Below are 19272 nucleotides of genomic sequence, written 5' to 3'. Positions count from 1 at the left end.
ATCCTTCAACAAGCTGCTCAAGCAATGCTTGCTCAAGCTAATCAAACGCCACAAAACGTTCTTCAATTATTAAGATAATTAAAGAATAAAGAATAATTTAAGTCAGTTATAAGGAAAATCCTTGTAACTGGCTTTTTTTTAAAAAACTAATTTAAGTTTATCTAAAAAGAAACGATAATTATATTATATTGCAACAAAAGGAGAGAAAAGCTATGAAGTTGAGCATTGCGATGATAGTTAAAAATGAGGAAAAGAATTTATCAAAAACACTAGATGCTTTAAAGGCGTTAGATGGTAAGATTGATTATGAAATAGTAATAGTAGATACAGGAAGTGAAGATAGTACTATAGATATAGCTAGCAAGTATACGGAAAGGGTATATGAACATCCTTGGACTGGAAATTTTGCTGAAATGCGAAACATAAGTTTTAAGTACTGTGAAGGTGAATGGATTTTAGTATTAGATGCCGATGAAGTGCTAGAAACTCCTGAAGAATTAATAAGTTTTTTCATGGATGGAAGAAGTGAATTTTTTAATAGTGCAACAGTTAACATAAAAAATATTATTTCTGATAAAGATAAAAACTACGTTATGGGATCTCTATTTAGATTATTCAAAAATATTAGTAGTTTTAAATTTAATGGTAGAATTCACGAACAGCCAGTATTAACAGAACCTTTAGGAAACACAAAAATAAGTTTCTTGCATAATGGGTATTCGAGAGATGACTATGAATTAGTAAGATATAAAAATGAACGTAATAAAAAGTTGTTGTTAGAAGACTTGTCCAAAGCTAAGGGGAACGATAAAATATATATTTTATTTCAATTAGCTCAAACCTATTCAATGGCTAATGACGATGCCAATACAATGAGTGCAATCAGAGAAGCTTATAGAATGACAACTCAACGAAAAGATGGAAAGATAAATTTGTATGTGCTTCATTTTTATGCAAAGGAACTTTTTTCAAAACAAATATATAATAAGGCAATTAAGATAGCTGAAGAAGCTATACAAAATAAAACAACAAATTTAGATTTTTATTATATACTAGCTTTGGGTTACAGTAATTTAAAGAATTATGATAAGGCTCAAAGTTACTTCGATAAATACCTGGAAATACGAGAAAAACGTAAGGATGGTATTATTGAAGATATTACTATGATTGAGTCTGCATTTGATAGAAAAGATGAATTGTTAAAAGAAAGAACAATATGTTATTACAATAATAATGAATACAAAAAAGTTGTTGAAACATTTAATTTTATCCAAGATGATAAAATGAAAGAAGTTCTAAAAGAAATATATATTTTCTCATCACTAGCAATGGGAGATTTAAGTAATTTTTATAATTATTATAAAAATGAAAAAGTTGAAGATAGGGATATTGGAAATATAATCTCAGTTATTAGAAGGTTGGATATGGAAGATATAAATAACTTCTCTAAAGGAATAAAAGAAAAATTGTTAGATTTTGATAATAGGCTAAAAGTATATATAAATTCTATTTATTTAAATAAAAATGAAGATATAGTACAAAATTATAATTTAATTGATTTTAGTAGTTTCTATACATGGAAGTCTGATTTATTAATTAAGTTAATTTCGAAAGATAAAACAAAATTACAATTAATTAGTGGATTAAGCAAGGAAACTGTTGAAGCATATATTAGTGCTATAATTAGTGATTATGATTGCCTGAAAATATTATACGAATTTTCGGTAGATAATTTCTTAGCAACAGATATTAAAAAATTGAATTTTGTAACAATAGTTGAAAAAACTTTGATTTTAAGCAAATCCATTGAGGATGATAGATATAAAAGTTTGTTAGAGAGAACACGTATTAATAAACTAAACTTTTTAAGAAAAATTTATAATAAGGAAATTTTATCAAGTGATGCAATTCATTCTATTTTGAGCAAATATGATATTTTTTGGATTAAGAATGAATCGTTGATAAAAAATGCTTCGAAAGATAAACTTGCATATATAAAGGGTTTGAGAGAATTATTAAAGGAATTTCCTGAATATAAAAAAATTATTGAAAACTATCAAGCAGAATTAAAATTAAATGACATAACTAAAGAAATGGAACAAGAAAAAGAAAAATTATTTGCTATTGTTGAGGAATATGTGAATAGTAACAGAACTAAAGAGGCTTTAGAAATATTGGCAAGTTTAGATGATTTGTTTATGTTTGATGGGAAGATATATAACTATAAAGGTGTAATAGAATATTTGTTAGGTGAAAATGAGAAAGCAATTTTAAATTTAGCAATAGCTTATGAACTATTAGAAGATAAGTTTGATTCAGCATATAACATAGCTTGTGTCCTAGAAAGTATGAAAAGAATTGATGAGGCTAAAGCTTACTACGATCTAGCATATGAGCATTGTAAAGACAATAATATGAAGGCTGAAATTTTAAATATAATTCAAAATTTATAGGAGAAAAATATGATTTCTGTATGTATGATAGTTAAAAATGAAGCGGTTATTTTAGAGGAAACCCTTAAGAGTATAAATAAATATGGATATGAAATAGTGATTGTTGATACAGGATCCACAGATAATACAAAAGAAATAGCATATAAATATACAGATAAAGTTTTTAACTATAAATGGGATAATAATTTTAGTAATGCTAGAAACTTTTCTATAAGTAATGCTAGCAATGAATTTGTGCTAATAGTTGATAGTGATGAAGTAGTAATAAATTTAGATACTGCTTTGCTAGATTCATTAATTAAAAATAATCGAGAGAAGATAGGAAGGTTATTAATAAAAAATGAATTTACTCAAAAAGGGGTAAAATGTGAGTCGAGGGAGAGGATTAGCAGACTCTTTTCTAAAAAATACTATATGTTTAGAGGTAGTATTCACGAACAGATTGTTCCTATTGAGAATGTTAAAGTTGAGAAATATGATATACCGGTAGAAGTAAATCATTTCGGATATAGAAAAGATGAAATTTTAAGGAAAGGTAAAATAAAGAGAAATATTTCAATGCTTACTAGTGAGCTGGAGGAAAAAGGAGAAGATCCGTATATACTATATCAATTGGGGAAAAGTTTTTATACTGAAGAGTCATATATTGATGCCTCCCAATATTTTGAGAAAGCATTATATTTTGATTTGAATTTAGAATTAGAATATGTTCAGGATATGGTGGAAAGCTATGGATATTCACTTATTAATTCAGAGCAGTATGAAGAATCTATGAAGCTTTTAAATATATATAATGAATTTTCAAATAGTGCTGATTTTGTTTTTTTAGTAGGATTAATTTATATGAATAATGGTATGTTTAGAGAAGCAATAGATGAATTTGAAAAAGCTATGAGAAAAACTAAAGCTAAGATGATTGGTTCTAATAGTTTCTTAGCCAATTATAATATTGGAGTTATTCTTGAATGTTTAGGTGATGTGAAAGAAGCAAGTAAACATTATAGAATGTGCGATCAATATGAACCTGCTCAAAAAAGACTAAGTATATTAGATAAAAAATAAATTATATAAAGAGAGGCATAAAAATGAATCTTAAAGAAATAAAAGAAGCTATAGGTCAAAAAATTATAAGTGAAGAATACAATGAAGCTAGAACGCTGATTGATTATTATAAAAGTAATTTAGGTAGTGATGATGAAATATTGGGAACTGAAGCGGTATTATATATTTATACTAGTGACTTAGAAAGATCTATGGAATGTGTTAGGGCAGGTCTTAAATATAATATGTTTAATTCGGATTTGTATTGTACTATGGGAAATATCTATGAATTAAAAGGAGAATATAATAGAGCTTATATCTGTTATGAGCAGGCTTTGTTCTTATGTAGCGAATTAGAAAATAAAAAAGTAATAAGTGGCAACATAACTAACTTAAAAGAAAATTATAATATTGAAGTGAAAAAGGCATCTATAATTATTTTGACTTACAATAATCTTGAATATACCCAAATATGTGTGAAAAGTATAAAACAATATAATTCTAGTGATTCCTATGAATTGTTGGTAGTTGATAATAACTCATCTGATGATACGCCTAATTGGTTAAATGAACAAAGTGACATTAAATGTATTTTGAATAAGGAAAATAAGGGATTTCCAGCAGGGTGTAATCAAGGAATAATGATAGCAGAAAAAGAAAATGATATTTTTCTTCTAAACAATGATACTGTTATTATGCCTAATTCAATTTTTAACCTTAGATTAGCATTGTACTCTAATGAAAATATAGGAGCTACAGGATCTGTAAGTAATAGTATTTCGTACTATCAACAAATAAGTAACCAATATGGAACTTTTGATGAGTATATGGATTATGCACTACAAAATAATATACCAAATGATGAGGAATATGAACAAAGATTAAAGCTTGTAGGTTTTGCAATGCTGATAAAAAGAAAAGTTTTAGATAAAATAGGTCTATTAGATGAAAGATTTACTCCAGGTAATTTTGAAGATGATGATATAAGTTTGAGAATAGTCATGGAAGGATATAAATTATTACTTTGCAGAGATAGTTATATACACCATTTTGGTAGTGTATCATTTAAAAAAGATGCTGATAAATATATTAAACTATTAAATACAAACGAAAAAAAGTTTGAAGAAAAATGGGGATTTAGTACTAGATATAATCTGATAATAGATTATAACTTATCTCAATTTATAACAGATAACGATAGCAAAATTATAGAAGTATTTTGTAGAACAGGTAGTAGTATAGCTAGTTTAAGTAGTATTTATAGAAAAGCAAGTTTCTACGGATATGAGATAGAAGAGAGTTTGAAGAAAATTGCTAGCAAGAGTATAAAGGTTATAGATAATTTAAGTGATAAAGGCTTAGTTAATACCTTTGATATTATTGTTGTGTCTAATTATGATGGTGTAAAAAATGATGGGGCTATTTTAACTGATATATTTAATATGATGAAGAATGAAAATGGAAAACTAATTTTGTCTATAGATAATTTTCAGTGCAGCTCTGGAAAAATAACTACTGAAATAATTGATGAGGCAATTCGGATATTCAAAAGTAAAAATTTTAAATATATTGATGGTTTTGAAGCAAAAGATGAAATAGGTAACTTGGCTAAAGTGTATATGGTTTTTGAAAAGTATAGTGAAGACGAAATTATTTACAATATAGAATACTTTATGGAAGAAGGTAAGATTGCACAAGCAGAATTTAATGTGAAAAGATTAGAATATTATAGCTTGAATTTAGAGTATGAAGAAAAATATAGAATACTAAAAAATAAATTGGATACTTATAAAGAATTAAGTGCTTTACTAAGAAGAATAGATTTTAAATCCGATAATGAATTAAGCAATGAAAAAATAGTAGCTATTATAGATAAAGCAGAAATCTCTGAAAAAGTTGTTGTAAATTTAATTGAAGATTTAGTTTTAAATAAGAATTATGTTTTGAATTTGGTGGCTTTAAATTTGTTTTATAAAGAAAAATATGATCTTGTTTTACCATTTTTACAAAAGGCCTATGAGTTAAATGAGGAAGATGAGGATACCTTGTATAATTTGGCATATGTGTTAAACTTATTTGGAGAAAAGGAAATTGCATTAACATATGCCTTAAAAATAAGAATCAAAAATGATGATGTTTTACAGTTAATAGATGAAATTAGCGGAGGAGAATAAAGTGAATAATAGGAAAATAGCCTTTATTACTTGTGTTAATGATAAAAAAGCTTATGAAGAATGTTTATTTTACATAGAAAATTTATATGTACCGGATGGTTATGAAATAGAAACTATTGAAATTAATTATGCTACAAGCATAACTTCGGGATATAATGAAGCAATTGATAAATCAGATGCTAAATATAAAGTGTATTTACATCAAGATGTTCTCATAGTAAATAAAAACTTCATTAAAGAGATTGTTAGTATTTTTAGCAAAGATAGTAATATTGGAATGCTAGGGGTAGTAGGTTCGAAGGATTTACATAATAGTGGTATATGGTGGAAGTCACCTCATAAAGTAGGAACTTTATATGAAAGTATAGTTAAGTTAAAGATAGTTGATTATGGTAATGAATATGATATTGATGAAGTACTAGCGATAGATGGCTGCATAATGATAACCCAGTATGATGTGAGATGGAATGAAGAAGTTTTTGATGGATGGCATTTTTACGATATATCGCAGTGTATGGAATTCAGAAGAAAAGGTTATAAAGTATGCGTACCTAAACAAGAGAGGATATTGTGTTTGCATGATTGTGGAATAGCGGGAACTGATTACTATTAAAGGTATAGAAAAAAGTTTCTTCAATATTATAATGGTGATTTAAATTTGTTACAATGATTCGTAAAGAATGTTTTAGGCAGAATATAGAAAATAGTTATGATAACTATAAAGATTTGGGGATATAAGTCGATAAATTATAAAATAATGTTTTAGGAGGAGAGGTATGAGATTAAATCATAATATAAATTCGCTTAACTTATATCGTGGATATAAGAAGAATTTAAAAAGCAATGAAACTGCTATAGATAGAATTAGCTCAGGAACTAAAATTAATTCTGCAAAAGATAATCCAAACAAAATTGGTCAAAGTGAAGGCTTTAGGATACAAATAAAAAGTTTAGAAGCAGCACAAAGAAACTTACAAGATGGAGTTTCTATGCTTAGGTCGGCAGATGGAGCTTTGCAAGAAGTTAATGATACGCTTGTGAGAATAAAGGAATTAGCAGTAAGTGCATCAGATGGTAGTAAAAGTCCCCAAGACGTGAAAACTATTCAAGATGAAATAGATCAAATGAAAAAAGCAATTGATGATTTAGCGAGTAATACAGAATTTAATGGGGTTAAGCTAATAGGTGACACTGAAGTCAGTAACAATTCTTACCCTAATTATAGAGAACTAGTTACTGGAGCAAAAGTTGGAGATACAATGAGTGTTCCTTTATACAATATAAGTACCAACAATTTAAGAGATAAAGATGGAAATAAATTTAGTGATATAGATGTAACTGACCGTGCTAATGTAGGAAAAGCGATTTCTATGGTGGATGAAGTTATTACAACAATTACTGATATAAGAGCAAGATATGGAGCGCTTGAAAACAAGTTTGAAGATTCAGCAGATAGATTAGCGTCAAATACTCAGAATGTTGAAAAAGCAAGTAGTAATATAAGAGATACTGATGTAGCTGTAGAAATGGCAGAACTTGCAAGAACACAAATATTAAATCAAACACAGATAGCTCTTATAGCACAAAGCAACAAATTTCCGCAAGATGCGCTATCTGTATTAAAAAGAATATAAAGTTTTTAAACGACTCAAAGTTTTTAAAGTGGAAAATTGTTGAGTCGTTGTTTTTTTTTGGGGAGTAAAAGAGATATTTTATTAAATTAGACCCTTTAAAACAAGAAATTGTTCAATAAATGTTTTTTTTACATATATTTTAATTAAAATATTATGGAAAATTAAAACATGATGCATTATAATAGAATTATGTATTTGTATATATAAAAAAATAGGGGTTTGAGAATAGACATTAGGAGGTGGAATTATATGGATATTAGTTTACTAGGAAATGAGGGAAGCTCATATAATCTAATTAAAGAAGGAATTCAAGCTTCAAATATAAGAGGCAAGGTTATAGCAAATAATATGGCTAATATAAATACGGCCAATTATAAAAGATTTAATGTAGTTTTCGAAGAAAATCTCAAAGGAAATAAAGATATGAGTGTTCAAATGAAAACTACTGATGAGAAGCATATGACAAATAGTAATTCTCAGGGGAATATTACTGTTGAAAAAGATGAAAATACTAGTATGAGAGAAGACGGGAATAACGTTGATTTAGACGTTGAAAAAGTAAACCAGGCTGCAAACACATTAAAATATAATGCTTTAGTACAGCAAGCAAACAGTAAATTAAGCAATATTAAATATGTTATAAGTGGAGGGAACTAGGAGAGATGAGTAGCTTTGATTCGATGAGAATTAGTGCCAGTGGGTTGTCTGCTGAAAGATTAAGAATGGATACAATAACGTCAAATATGGTTAATGCTTCAACAACTAGAACTGAAAATGGCGGACCTTATAGAAGAAAGGTAGCAATATTTCAAGAGGCCTTAGACAAACAAATGAATCCTAATGGGGTAAAAGCCGTAGGTATTGAGGACGATAAATCAGATTTAAGATATGAATATGATCCATCACATCCGGATGCTAATGCAGAGGGATATGTTGCGTATCCAAATGTAAATATATTAAATGAAATGGCAGATATGATAGCTTCAACAAGAGCATATGAAGCAAATGCAGATACACTTGATGCTAATAAATCTATGTTTATGAAGGCACTAGAAATTGGGAAGTAGGAGATGAATTTATGAGAGTAAGCAGTTTTGTACCTAGTGAAGAAATATTTCAATCAAATAAAGATACAAAAACAGATAAAAAAGTGAATAGTGGGTTAGAAGCTTTTTCAAGCACACTTGAAAAATCATTACAGGGGATAAATGATCAACAGATAACAGCAGATAAAATGGGGACAGCTTTTGCTAAAGGTGAAGATGTTCAAATTAGTGATGTAATGCTTGCAGGAGAAGAGGCAAAAATTTCATTGCAATTTGCTGTTCAAGTTAGAAATAAGTTATTAGATGCATATAAAGAAATAAATCAAATGCAGTTATAAAGTAAGGAGTGCTATAGATGAAAAAGCTTTCGGAGATGTTAAAAAAGCTTTGGACAAAATTTAAATCCTTTAGTAAAAAGGTAAGAATTGCAATAATCGTAGCTATAGTTGCCACGATTGTAGCATTAGTAAGTATGGTAGTTGTTTCATCAGCTAATAAGTATCAAGTGCTATTTTCTAATTTAGATTCTCAAGATGCTAAGATGGTAAAAGAGAAGTTAGGAAAAGATAAAGTTGAAATGAAAGTTGATGGAGATTCAATTTTAGTTCCAAAGGACAAGGTGGATGAATTAAGGCTAGAACTGGCAGGAGATTTGACAGGAGGCAGCAAGGGATATGAACTAATGGATAAAAGCAGTTCATTTGGTATGACTGATGAAGAATTTAATATAAAGAAAATTAGAATGATACAAGGTGAATTGGAAAAGTCTATAAAAAGTCTTGATCCAGTAGAATCGGCAAAGGTAAATATTACTCCAGCTGAAGATTCAGTTTTTGTTAAGGACAAGCAGCCAGGTAAAGCAGCAGTGGTTTTAAAACTAAAACCAGGTGAGAAGATAACTGAAGATCAAGTTAAATCTATAGTTGCTATGGTTTCAATGAGTGCTGAAAACATACCAAAAGAAAATGTGGAAGTTATAGATAATAACATGAACTTATTAACTAAGAACATAGGTAAAGATGATGGAACAACAGTTAGCTCAGAAACTTTAACAAAGCAAAGAGATTTAGAAGCTGCAGATGCAGATAAATATTCAAAAGCTATAGTAGGACTTCTAGAACCTGTTTTAGGTAAAGGTAAGGTTTCTGCAAATGTTAATGTAGATTTGGACTTTGATTCTAAGAAGAAAACAATTAAAACTATAGATCCAAATAAGGTTATAGTTAGCCAACAAACTAGTAAAGAAACAAATTCTTCAGGAGATGGAACTACAAGCCAAAGTCCTGTTGACAATAATATGAGTAATACAATACAAAACAATAATAATAAATCAAATTCTAGTAAGGAATCACAAACAACAAATTATGACAGTGGTAAAAGTGAAACTGAGACAATAAGCAGTCCGGGTGAAGTTAAAAGATTAACTGCCTCTGTATTTGTAGACGGTGCTATTGATGATGCAACAAAGGCTGATTTAGAAAAGGCAGTTGGAGATGCAATAGGTATAGATGCAAATAGGGGAGATCAATTATCTCTAGTAGGTATGAATTTTGATACTGCACAAAAAGATCAAGCTAAGGCTCAAGTAGATGCCTTTAACGCTGAATTAGCTGCCAATCAGAGGAATAAGTATATTATTGCAGGTGTTATAGCGGCAGCGGTGATTATAGGACTTATAGTATTTATAGTTATAAGAAGAAGAAAGAATAAGGCTGAAGAAATTGTTGAGGATGAGGACAATAGATCTCTTGATGTTGTTATAGATGATCAATTACCTGTAGAAGATACTACGGAATATACACCAATACAATTTGAGGTGCCAAATAAACAAGCTCATATAGAAAATGAAATTAAAAATTACGCTAAGGAAAAGCCTGATCAGGTATTAGAAACAATAAAATCTTGGTTATCAGAAAATGAGAGGTGATGAATTTTGTCTAAAGAAAGTAATAAATTAACTGGAGTACAAAAGGCAGCTATATTATTCATAACTCTTGGACCAGAAGCTTCTTCTTCAATTTTAAAGAAATTACCAGAAGCTGAAATTCAAAAGATAACTTATGAAATAGCTAATATTACATCAGTTAATTCCGAACAAAGAGAAAATATATTAAATGAGTTTTTAGAAATAAATAAGGCTAGGGATTATATCATCGAAGGTGGTATGGACTATGCAAGACAATTGCTTTCGAAAGCTTTAGGAAGTCAAAGAGCTACTGAAATATTAGATAAAGTGTCAGAAGCAACTCAACAATATAGACCATTTTCTATTGCTAGAAAGGCAGATGCTCACCAGTTATTAAATGCAATAACTTATGAGCATCCTCAAACAATCGCATTAATACTTTGCTATTTACCAGCAGATAAGTCTGCTCAAGTTATGGCAGAGTTACCAGAAGAAACACAAAGTGAAGTTGCTCTAAGAATTGCAACAATGAAGGATACTTCGCCAATGGTTATAAAGGAAATTGAAAAAGTATTAGAAGGTAAGCTTTCTTCTGTTGTAAGAACTGAGATGACAAGTCTTGGTGGGGTGGAAACATTGGTTGGTATATTAAACCAAGTTGATAGGACTACAGAAAAGAATATTACTGAAAGTCTTGAAAGAGAAGATGCTGAACTTGCAGATAGAATCAAAAGTTCTATGTTCGTATTTGAAGATATTCTTACTCTTGATGATATATCTATTCAGAGAATTCTTAGAGAAACTGATGTTAAGGATCTTGCTCTTGCACTTAAAGGATGTTCTGAAGAAGTTGGGGATGCTATTTATAGAAACCAATCAAAGAGAGCTGCAGCTTCATTAAAGGAAGATATGGAGTTCTTAGGACCAGTAAGACTTATGGACGTAGAAAAGGCTCAACAAAAAATTGTTTCTGTGATTAGAAGATTAGACGATGCAGGAGAAATTATAATTTCAAGAGGTGGCGAAGATGCAATCATCGTATAACCTAGTGAAAAAGGAGCATGTTCTAAGTGGTGAGTCTAAAGTGATTTCTACAGAATATGAATCGAAAAACACTGAAAAAGGGTCACAAGAGGATCATCATGCTGAATGGAAAGCTGAAAAGCAAAGATATATTTCTAGCTATGAAAATATAGCTAGAAATATTGTTCAAGAAGCTAGAAGAAATGGTGAAAAGATTCGTTTAGAGGCCATAGAAGAAGCAGAAGCTTTAGAGAGAGAGGCTTATGAAAAAGGTTATAAGCAAGGAACAGAAAATGGATATGAAGATGGCAAAAGAGAAGCTCTAGAAAGTATTATTCCACAGGCTGAAAAGGAAGCAGAGGAAATAAAAGAAAAAGCGAGGAATATATTACTAGGTGCAACAAATGATTATAATAGCTATGTGAATAGCAAGAAAAATGATATAATTAAGTTGTCATTAACTATAGCAGAAAAGATACTTAGAAGAGAAGTGTTAGTTGATGGTGGAATTAATAGTATGATTGAAGAAGTTTTTGAGAAATCAAAGGGCGAAGCAAGTGTAATTATTAGATGTAATGAAGTCCACGAAGAAGAAGTAAGAGAAAAAATAGAATTTTGGAAAACTACATATAGCATTTCCGAGGAAATATTCTTAATGATAAGTGATGAGATAGAACCTGGTAATGCAATAATTCAAAAGAATACAGGAAAAATAGAAGTTGGAATAGATTTTGGTTTAGAAAGTATAAAAAAAGCCATAATAGGATAAGAAGTGAGTGAGAAATATTGGATATAAACTTTCAAGGACTAATAGATAAAGTTAAAGAAACCTCAACAATTTACTCTGAAGGAGTAGTAAGTAAAGTTATAGGGCTTACTATTGAGGTGGAAGGTATCAAAGCCTTTGTAGGAGAATTATGTAAAATATATAATCAAAACGGTAATCCTATTAATTGTGAAGTAGTTGGATTTAAAGAAAAGTATGTAATATTAATGCCTCTTGGTGAACTTACTGGCGTATCAGCAGGATGTAGAGTGGTTCCACAAAATAAACCTTTAGGAGTAAATTGTTCTGATGATTTACTAGGAAAGATACTTGATGGACTTGGAAATCCTTATGATAGTGACGAAGAACTTTTTGGGGTAAATTATCCATTGGAAAATGAACCACCAGATCCTTTAAAGAGAATAAGGATAAAAGATGTAATGCCTACAGGAGTGAGGGCAATAGATGGTTTCTTAACTGTAGGTGAAGGCCAAAGAATAGGTATATTTGCAGGTAGTGGTGTTGGTAAAAGTACAACTCTTGGAATGATAGCAAGGGAAGCGGAAGCAGATGTAAATGTAATTAGTCTTATTGGGGAAAGAGGAAGAGAGGTTCTAGAATTTATAGAAAAAGATTTAGGGCCGGAAGGTATGAAAAAATCAGTAGTAGTATGTGCTACTTCTGATAAACCTGCTTTAATAAGAATTAAGGGCGCTCTTACAGCTACAGCTATAGCGGAATATTTTAGAGATCAAGGTAAAAAAGTAATTCTAATGATGGATTCTGTAACCAGATTTGCTATGGCCCAAAGAGAAGTTGGACTAGCTGTTGGAGAACCACCAGCAACAAAAGGATATACACCATCAGTTTTTGCAAAACTACCAAAGCTAATGGAAAGGTCAGGTACGTCTGATAAGGGATCAATTACTGCTTTTTATACAGTACTTGTTGATGGTGATGATTTTAATGAACCTATAGCGGATGCTGTTAGAGGTATTCTAGATGGACATATTGTTTTATCAAGAAAACTAGCGCATAAAAATCATTATCCAGCAATAGATATACTAAATAGTGTAAGTAGACTTATGTCTAGCATTGCAGAGAATGAACATAAAGAAGCTGCATCCTATGCAAGAGATATGCTGGCAACCTATAAGGAATCAGAAGATTTAATAAATATAGGTGCTTATGCTAGAGGAAGTAATCCAAAGATTGATTTAGCAATTAGATATAATGAACCGTTAGAAAAGTTCCTAAGACAAGGTATAGATGAAAAAGCAATCTTTGAGGAAAGCATTAGTAATCTAACCCATATGTTTAACTAAGTAGTGAGGTGCTACAATGGCTCAAAGATATAAGTTTAGACTTCAAAAGCTTTTAGAATTAAGGGAAGAAAAAGAGGAAGAAAGTAAGAGATTATTTTCTAAAAGTCAAAATGACAAGATTAAAGTTGAGACTGAATTAAATAACCTTAAGGAAAATTATGAAAATTACAAAGGCATTAGACCTGGAGAAGATGTAATTTATCAAAAGATTAAGCGAAATTACTTATTTGCACTTGAAGGTGGAATAAAAGTAAAAGAAAAAGAACTAATTTTAAAAGAGCAGGAACTAGAATTTAGACGAAAAGATTTAAAGGAGAAACAGGTAGATAGAAAAACTGTTGAAACTTTAAAGGAAAAAGAATATTCAAGCTTTATCAAAGAGCAGGATAGGCTAGAGCAAATAGATATAGATGAATTTGCTTTATATGCTTATATGAGAGCTTTGAAAGGAGGTGAATAAGATGAAAACAAGTTTAAACTTTAGTGTTGAGATTCAAAAAGTCAATGATATTGTAACTCAAAGTAATAGCGTGCAAGAAAAGAGTAAAAATACAACTGCAGAAACTGGCAATAAATTTAGTGATTATCTTCAAGATAAGAAGGAAGTTAATGCCTCAGTAGCTAAAGAAGCAAAATGTGTAGCTAAAGATGATAAGAAAGCTGCTACTGATAATGAGCTAGAAGATGCTAAAGAATTAGATGAGAAAGTTAAAACTTTATCAAAAGATGATATTCTTCAGTGTTTGGCTGCATTAGTTGAAACTTTGAATCAGGCTAAGTCAGCAAATGAAGGAAATTTAAGTTTACAAGAAAAAGTAGATATGGTAGATAAACTTAATTCTTCAATAAATGAAAGTTTAATGAAGGCGTTAGAGTTAAAGAATAATTTAGATAATAATGGTTCCACAAATAGTACAAGTAAAGAAGTGGATCCAGCAAGTCTTATTAATAATTTACTGCAACTTCTTGATATGAATAATGCAGATGAATTACTTAATAAAAAGAGTTTAACTACAGCTCAGAGTTTACTAAATCAATTAGGGGTAGCTATAGATAAGGATGCTAATTTTAGTGGGAACAAAATAGAAGATAAGAATTTTCTACAGGACTTGCTAAATAAGTTAAAGGAAGAAGTCAGCTCACTTTTAGAAAAAGCGAACAAAGATGAAGTTTCTAATAACGGTGATATTACAAAGATCATTATTCCAAAAGAGAATAATAAAGTTAATAATGCTGAGGGAACCAATAAAGCTCTTGAAAAAGTTGAAACTGTAGTTAAAGAAAATCCTAGCTATGAAAAATCTTCTAATAATAGTGGAAATGAGTCAAAGAATGATTCGAATCTTTCAAAAGATGATAAAATATTGAAATCTATTCTTGGAGAAGATAGCAAAGGAACACCTAAAGTTCCATTCTTTGCAACAAGTACAGTTCAAAGTGGAAATGTGGCAGCTATTAAAGAAGTACAAGTTGTTAATAGAGCTACAATGGCAGAAGATGTTATTAAAAGTGTTAAGTTTATGACTTCCAATAACTTAAAAGAGATGATAGTTAAAGTGAATCCAGGAAATCTTGGAGAAATTACTATTAGGTTGGTTGAAGAAGATGGAAATATGAAATTAAATATTAAGGCTTCTGCAAAGGAAACATATAATTTATTATCTCAACAAGCGTCTGAAGTAAAGAATCATTTAAGTAATCAAAATATAAAAATCCAAGAAGTTAATATTGGAGTATATGATGATGATACAACATTCTTTAAAGATGGCCAATTCCAAAATAACTTTTCTGAGGGAGAACACAAGAAAGGCAATTCAAATGCCAAAACATCTAAGGAAAGTTATACAGAAGAAGAACCTGCTGAGTCAGAGTTAAATGAATTGAGTAATATTAATATGTTAGCATAGGAGGTTTGAATATGGCTGATACAAATTCAGGAGTAAGTAAGAATACAAGTTATGGTGTGAGTGGGTTAGATTATTCGAAGACATCATCTAGTAAAACTGATAAAGGTACTAAGATAATTAAAGCAGGGCAAGGTATGGACAAAAATTCGTTTTTAAAAATACTTTCAGCAGAGCTTTCACATCAGGATCCTACAAAGGATGTTGACTCTACAGCATATGTAACTCAACTTGCTCAATTTGCTTCAATGGAGCAAATGAACAATTTAAATGCAACTTTGACTAAGAATTCAAATGAAAGCTTAGTTGGAAAAGGTGTAACTGTTAAAGAGTTGGATAGAGATGGGAATAACTATACTGGGATTGTGGCTGCAGTTGATACTGATGGAAATAGTACAAAAATTCAATTAAAGGTAGAAGATAATGGTACTTTCAGATATATACCTTTTGATATTGGTGATATTGTCAGTGTTGTTAATGTAGAAGACTATTCTATTCCACCATTGACAACCATGAATGGGAATATGGCTTTCTTATTAGCTTCATCCTTTATAAATCAAAAGGTTGAACTTTCCGAAAAGGATGACAAGGGAAATGCTATTAACGGTACTGTAAAAGGTGTATTTAAGGATAATGGAATAATTAAAGTAAGACTTCAATTAGATTCTGGAGAAATTAAAGAATACTCTTATGACAAGGTAGCGAAGGTTGGAGATTATACTTCTACTAAGTAAGAGAAAAATTTGAAATTCTTAATAAAGAAATAAGGTGATATTGTGGGCTATAGAATAATTAATGGCAGAGCTTATCCTGTAGGAAATATAGGTGGACTGCAAAAGGTTTCTACATCTAAAGTTAAAGATAAAAATGGAACAAGCTTTAAAGATGTATTAAATCAAACATTAGATAAAAATAGCGGATATACTTTATCAAAGCATGCAGCACAGAGACTTAAAGAAATAGGTTTTTCAGAAAATGATATGAAAAATATCGGGAAAGGTTTTGAGCTTGCAGAAGGTAAAGGTGCTAAAAACTCTGTTATGGTATACAAAGATGTGGCACTAATTGCAAGTATTGAGAACAAGACAGTAATTACAGCAATAGATAAAAATAGAGCAGAAAGCAATGTTTTTACAAATGTTGATAGTGTTGTAATACTATAGGCTGGACCTAAAATATAAGGAAGCCTAAACTTGCTGAATGATAGAGGCAAGTAATTATGAAAGTTATGGAGGTCAAGATAATATGTTAAGATCAATGTACTCAGGTATAAGTGGAATGAAGGTTAACCAAACTAAGTTAGATGTTATAGGTAATAATATCTCTAACGTAAATACAACAGGGTTTAAATCTTCAAGAGCTAAATTTTCAGACTTATTAAGTCAAAACAGTTCAAATGCTATGGCACCATCAGTTAATAGAGGTGGTACTAATGCTAAACAAGTTGGACTAGGTGTGCAACTTGCAAGTATAGATAAAATAATGACTCAAGGTTCGATGCAAACTACAAATAGAGCTTTAGATGTAGCTATAGATGGTGATGGATATTTCATAGTAAGTGCTGGACCAGTGATAGCTGGAGATAATACTATTCAAGTAAGTCAAAAGGCTGGAATTCACGCTATTAGTGAGCAGTCGCTTTCTAATTCAGGAACTGAATTAAATTATACAAGAGATGGTGGGTTCTCAGTAGATAAAGATGGAAATCTTTTAACTGCTAGTGGATATAGAGTTATGGGGTATTCATTAACTAATGATGATAATGCTCAAGCAGCTACATCAGTATCGCCAAATGCGGTTACAGCAGGAGGATTAACATTTGCTTTTGGTCCTGGAACACAATTAAATGGATATAGCGTAGTTTTAGGAAAGGTAGGGCCTGGTACTTCAACAGCTTGTAAAGTAGATAAAGTTAAGCATGAAATAATAGTAGATGGTGATTTTTCGCCTTCAGGTAACTTAAAAACTGACCAAGTACAAAAGGCTGTTAATGATGGTTTGACAGCTGAAGGAATATCACAATCTATAACAGTAGGTGGAATAGTTGAAACAATTACTGGTATAGATTCTAAAACAATAGCTGGAGGTACTGATGCAACTGCACCAGGAAAAGTGCAAGTTGGTGGATTCTCTATAGAATTTAATCAAGGGGCAGCTTTAAATGGCTATACTTTCAAACTAAGATCAATAAATGAAGCTACTCCAGCTGCAGAAATAGTGCCATCAGATCCAAAAGTAATTTTATTAGACGGAAATTTTTCAGAAGGAAATATTAACATTGATACATTAAAGAGTACAATCAATGATTATCTTATTTCAAAAAATATTGGAGATGTAAATAATAAGCCAATAAAGAATATAACTAATAATTCATCAGGATTTAGTTATGTTAAGGATAAAACAACAACATCAGTAGCAGCTGAAGCTCCTAGTATTTCTTCTACTTCAGGAACAGTAACTGCAGCAACTGGTATGTATGGCTTTACTGTGGATTTAGTTGGTAAAGGAGATGACCTTAATGCTTATCATTTAGTAATGTCGAATGTGGCTGGTGCTCCAGTTACTGCGACAGTTGATAAGAGTGCAGGAACTATAACGATATCTGGTCAGTTAGATACTATTAATGCTGGTAATATTGATACTCTTAACCAAACAATAGCATCAAAACTAAGTTTAAGTGGAATTTCTAATCCTACAATTAAATTATCAGGAACTTATACAGGAACAGCAGGAACTTCTAAGCTTTATTTTATAGGCGGAAAAGATGAAGTTTCAGCAAATCCAGATGGAATAAATTTAGGTGGTTTTAACTTTAGCATTCCAAAACCAAGTGAATTAGTAAATGATGGTAAGAGCGCAAATTACCTTGATGGTTATCAGTTTAATATAATTAACATTACTGGACCTAGCTCGCCAACAGCTGTAGAACAAGCACCAGCAGGATCTAAGATTATAAATATATCAGGTGATTTTACATCAGCAGGTTCGGTATCTTATACAGCATTGCAAAATGCAATTAATAATGCTTTAGGTTTAAATGGAAGTGCACTTGTGACATACAAGTCTGGAACATCAAAAGCTTTTTCAGGAATAACATCAAGTCAAATTTCTGGTGGAGTTGATAAGAAAGATCCAGATCAAATACAAGGTGCCATAGGTGATATGAACTTTAACATTAAAGGTGGTGCTGCTCTAAATGGATATAAGATACAGGTCGGAGCAATTACTGATTCTACCTCAGTTGACGTTGATACAAATTCTAAGACAATAACTGTAAATGGTAATTTTGTATTAAGAGGAGCAGTAACAGGAAGAGAAGTAGAGAGTGCTATAAATAATAAATTAAATAATCTTGGATTAATGGGATCAGTGGAATATGTAAGAGGAAATGCTGTACCTATAGATAGAACTTATGCTCATTCAGATAATGCAAATGGTGGTACATCAGTTCAAAGTTTAGGCTCTGACGGATCGGTGTATTATGTAAATGCTAGTAATAATTTGAAATCTTATGACGGTATGTTAAAGTCCTTAAAGATTCCAGAAAAAGTGAGAATAGCAGGAACAAGTACTGACCTTCAAGTAAAGAGTTACTCTATTAGTGGAACAGGAATAATAAATGCAACGTTATCAGATGGTAGAGTTGCAGCACTTGGACAAATAGCTATGGCTAGCTTTAGAAATCCAGAAGGGTTAACAACTGTTGGAGATAATATAGTTACTAAGTCAGTTAACTCAGGTGATCCTGTTATAATGAGTGGTACAGGAACTACTGGTGATGATAACAGTAAAGGCTATGGAGTATGCAGACAGGGATATCTTGAAATGTCTAATGTTGATTTAGCAGAACAATTTACTGACATGATAGTTACAACTAAAGCATTCCAAGCATCAGGTAAAATGATATCTACAGGTGATGATATTCTAACAGAAATTATTAACCTTAAGAGATAATTTACACAAGATAGTATAATAATATATAGGATTAAGATTAACTTAA

18 protein-coding genes and 1 pseudogene are annotated in these 19272 nt (G+C 30.6%); all 19 read left to right on the top strand.

Annotation, left to right across the window (positions count from 1 at the left end):
- A partial coding sequence (locus H9661_RS19805; protein ID WP_279290125.1) for a flagellin occupies window positions 1–78 on the top strand: 78 nt, incomplete at its 5' end.
- A 134-nt stretch (window positions 79–212) separates the two neighbouring features.
- Window positions 213–2453, top strand: coding sequence for a glycosyltransferase family 2 protein (locus H9661_RS00660; RefSeq protein WP_191767456.1), 2241 nt, complete (start codon window positions 213–215; stop codon window positions 2451–2453).
- A gap of 9 nt (window positions 2454–2462) precedes the next feature.
- Window positions 2463–3515: a glycosyltransferase family 2 protein gene (locus H9661_RS00655; RefSeq protein WP_191767455.1), complete on the top strand. Its 1053-nt coding sequence runs from the start codon at window positions 2463–2465 to the stop codon at window positions 3513–3515.
- Between the two features lie 23 nt (window positions 3516–3538).
- Window positions 3539–5668 (top strand): glycosyltransferase family 2 protein, encoded by a 2130-nt coding sequence (locus H9661_RS00650; RefSeq protein WP_143314744.1) that lies wholly within the window; start codon window positions 3539–3541, stop codon window positions 5666–5668.
- 1 nt (window position 5669) lies between these two features.
- Complete coding sequence (locus H9661_RS00645) at window positions 5670–6281, top strand: glycosyltransferase (RefSeq protein ID WP_191767454.1); 612 nt, start codon at window positions 5670–5672, stop codon at window positions 6279–6281.
- Between the two features lie 163 nt (window positions 6282–6444).
- Entirely contained in the window at window positions 6445–7302 is an 858-nt protein-coding gene (locus H9661_RS00640; protein ID WP_191767453.1) for a flagellin N-terminal helical domain-containing protein, read from the top strand.
- 249 nt (window positions 7303–7551) lie between these two features.
- A complete protein-coding gene (flgB, locus tag H9661_RS00635) occupies window positions 7552–7959 on the top strand; it encodes a flagellar basal body rod protein FlgB (protein ID WP_143314741.1) in 408 nt (135 codons plus the stop codon).
- A 5-nt stretch (window positions 7960–7964) separates the two neighbouring features.
- On the top strand, window positions 7965–8369 hold the full coding sequence (gene flgC / locus H9661_RS00630; protein ID WP_143314740.1) for a flagellar basal body rod protein FlgC: 405 nt from the start codon (window positions 7965–7967) through the stop codon (window positions 8367–8369).
- Between the two features lie 11 nt (window positions 8370–8380).
- The gene (fliE, locus tag H9661_RS00625) at window positions 8381–8686 is read left to right on the top strand and encodes a flagellar hook-basal body complex protein FliE (protein ID WP_143314739.1); all 306 of its coding nucleotides are present in this window, start codon (window positions 8381–8383) and stop codon (window positions 8684–8686) included.
- A 17-nt stretch (window positions 8687–8703) separates the two neighbouring features.
- Window positions 8704–10275, top strand: a complete 1572-nt coding sequence (fliF, locus tag H9661_RS00620; protein ID WP_143314738.1) for a flagellar basal-body MS-ring/collar protein FliF — start codon at window positions 8704–8706, stop codon at window positions 10273–10275.
- 6 nt (window positions 10276–10281) lie between these two features.
- Window positions 10282–11298, top strand: coding sequence for a flagellar motor switch protein FliG (gene fliG, locus H9661_RS00615; RefSeq protein ID WP_143314737.1), 1017 nt, complete (start codon window positions 10282–10284; stop codon window positions 11296–11298).
- Window positions 11282–12046: a FliH/SctL family protein gene (locus tag H9661_RS00610; RefSeq protein WP_191767452.1), complete on the top strand. Its 765-nt coding sequence runs from the start codon at window positions 11282–11284 to the stop codon at window positions 12044–12046. The genes fliG and H9661_RS00610 overlap by 17 nt, the downstream gene beginning before the upstream one ends.
- Before the next feature lie 14 nt (window positions 12047–12060).
- Window positions 12061–13368 carry a flagellar protein export ATPase FliI gene (gene fliI, locus H9661_RS00605; protein ID WP_143314735.1) on the top strand — a complete coding sequence of 436 codons (1308 nt, stop codon included), beginning with the start codon at window positions 12061–12063 and terminating at the stop codon, window positions 13366–13368.
- 16 nt (window positions 13369–13384) lie between these two features.
- Window positions 13385–13828: a flagellar export protein FliJ gene (fliJ, locus tag H9661_RS00600; RefSeq protein WP_143314734.1), complete on the top strand. Its 444-nt coding sequence runs from the start codon at window positions 13385–13387 to the stop codon at window positions 13826–13828.
- 1 nt (window position 13829) lies between these two features.
- On the top strand, window positions 13830–15275 hold the full coding sequence (locus H9661_RS00595; RefSeq protein WP_191767451.1) for a flagellar hook-length control protein FliK: 1446 nt from the start codon (window positions 13830–13832) through the stop codon (window positions 15273–15275).
- 11 nt (window positions 15276–15286) lie between these two features.
- Entirely contained in the window at window positions 15287–16006 is a 720-nt protein-coding gene (locus H9661_RS00590) for a flagellar hook assembly protein FlgD (RefSeq protein ID WP_143314732.1), read from the top strand.
- A gap of 42 nt (window positions 16007–16048) precedes the next feature.
- A complete protein-coding gene (locus H9661_RS00585; protein ID WP_143314731.1) occupies window positions 16049–16435 on the top strand; it encodes a TIGR02530 family flagellar biosynthesis protein in 387 nt (128 codons plus the stop codon).
- An 82-nt stretch (window positions 16436–16517) separates the two neighbouring features.
- Window positions 16518–17024: pseudogene (locus H9661_RS19965) on the top strand (flagellar hook-basal body complex protein); the annotation flags it as partial.
- Window positions 17007–19226, top strand: a complete 2220-nt coding sequence (locus H9661_RS19445; RefSeq protein ID WP_341480394.1) for a flagellar hook-basal body complex protein — start codon at window positions 17007–17009, stop codon at window positions 19224–19226. The pseudogene H9661_RS19965 and the gene H9661_RS19445, both read left to right, overlap by 18 nt.
- The last annotated feature ends 46 nt before the right edge of the window (window positions 19227–19272 follow it).

The sequence above is a fragment of the Clostridium cibarium genome (assembly GCF_014836335.1).
Lineage (GTDB): Bacteria > Bacillota > Clostridia > Clostridiales > Clostridiaceae > Clostridium > Clostridium cibarium.
The sequence above is the reverse complement of the archived record's forward strand: the minus strand, read 5'-3'. Positions and strand labels throughout refer to the sequence as shown.

Excerpts from the sequence above, each read along its gene's own strand:
- H9661_RS00590 (WP_143314732.1), top strand. The coding sequence starts at position 15,287 with ATGGCTGATACAAATTCAGGAGTAAGTAAGAATACAAGTTATGGTGTG.
- fliF (WP_143314738.1), top strand. The coding sequence starts at position 8,704 with ATGAAAAAGCTTTCGGAGATGTTAAAAAAGCTTTGGACAAAATTTAAA.
- H9661_RS00650 (WP_143314744.1), top strand. The coding sequence starts at position 3,539 with ATGAATCTTAAAGAAATAAAAGAAGCTATAGGTCAAAAAATTATAAGT.
- H9661_RS00595 (WP_191767451.1), top strand. The coding sequence starts at position 13,830 with ATGAAAACAAGTTTAAACTTTAGTGTTGAGATTCAAAAAGTCAATGAT.
- H9661_RS00660 (WP_191767456.1), top strand. The coding sequence starts at position 213 with ATGAAGTTGAGCATTGCGATGATAGTTAAAAATGAGGAAAAGAATTTA.
- H9661_RS00640 (WP_191767453.1), top strand. The coding sequence starts at position 6,445 with ATGAGATTAAATCATAATATAAATTCGCTTAACTTATATCGTGGATAT.
- fliE (WP_143314739.1), top strand. The coding sequence starts at position 8,381 with ATGAGAGTAAGCAGTTTTGTACCTAGTGAAGAAATATTTCAATCAAAT.
- H9661_RS00655 (WP_191767455.1), top strand. The coding sequence starts at position 2,463 with ATGATTTCTGTATGTATGATAGTTAAAAATGAAGCGGTTATTTTAGAG.
- fliJ (WP_143314734.1), top strand. The coding sequence starts at position 13,385 with ATGGCTCAAAGATATAAGTTTAGACTTCAAAAGCTTTTAGAATTAAGG.
- H9661_RS19445 (WP_341480394.1), top strand. The coding sequence starts at position 17,007 with ATGGGGTATTCATTAACTAATGATGATAATGCTCAAGCAGCTACATCA.
- H9661_RS00610 (WP_191767452.1), top strand. The coding sequence starts at position 11,282 with ATGCAATCATCGTATAACCTAGTGAAAAAGGAGCATGTTCTAAGTGGT.
- flgC (WP_143314740.1), top strand. The coding sequence starts at position 7,965 with ATGAGTAGCTTTGATTCGATGAGAATTAGTGCCAGTGGGTTGTCTGCT.
- flgB (WP_143314741.1), top strand. The coding sequence starts at position 7,552 with ATGGATATTAGTTTACTAGGAAATGAGGGAAGCTCATATAATCTAATT.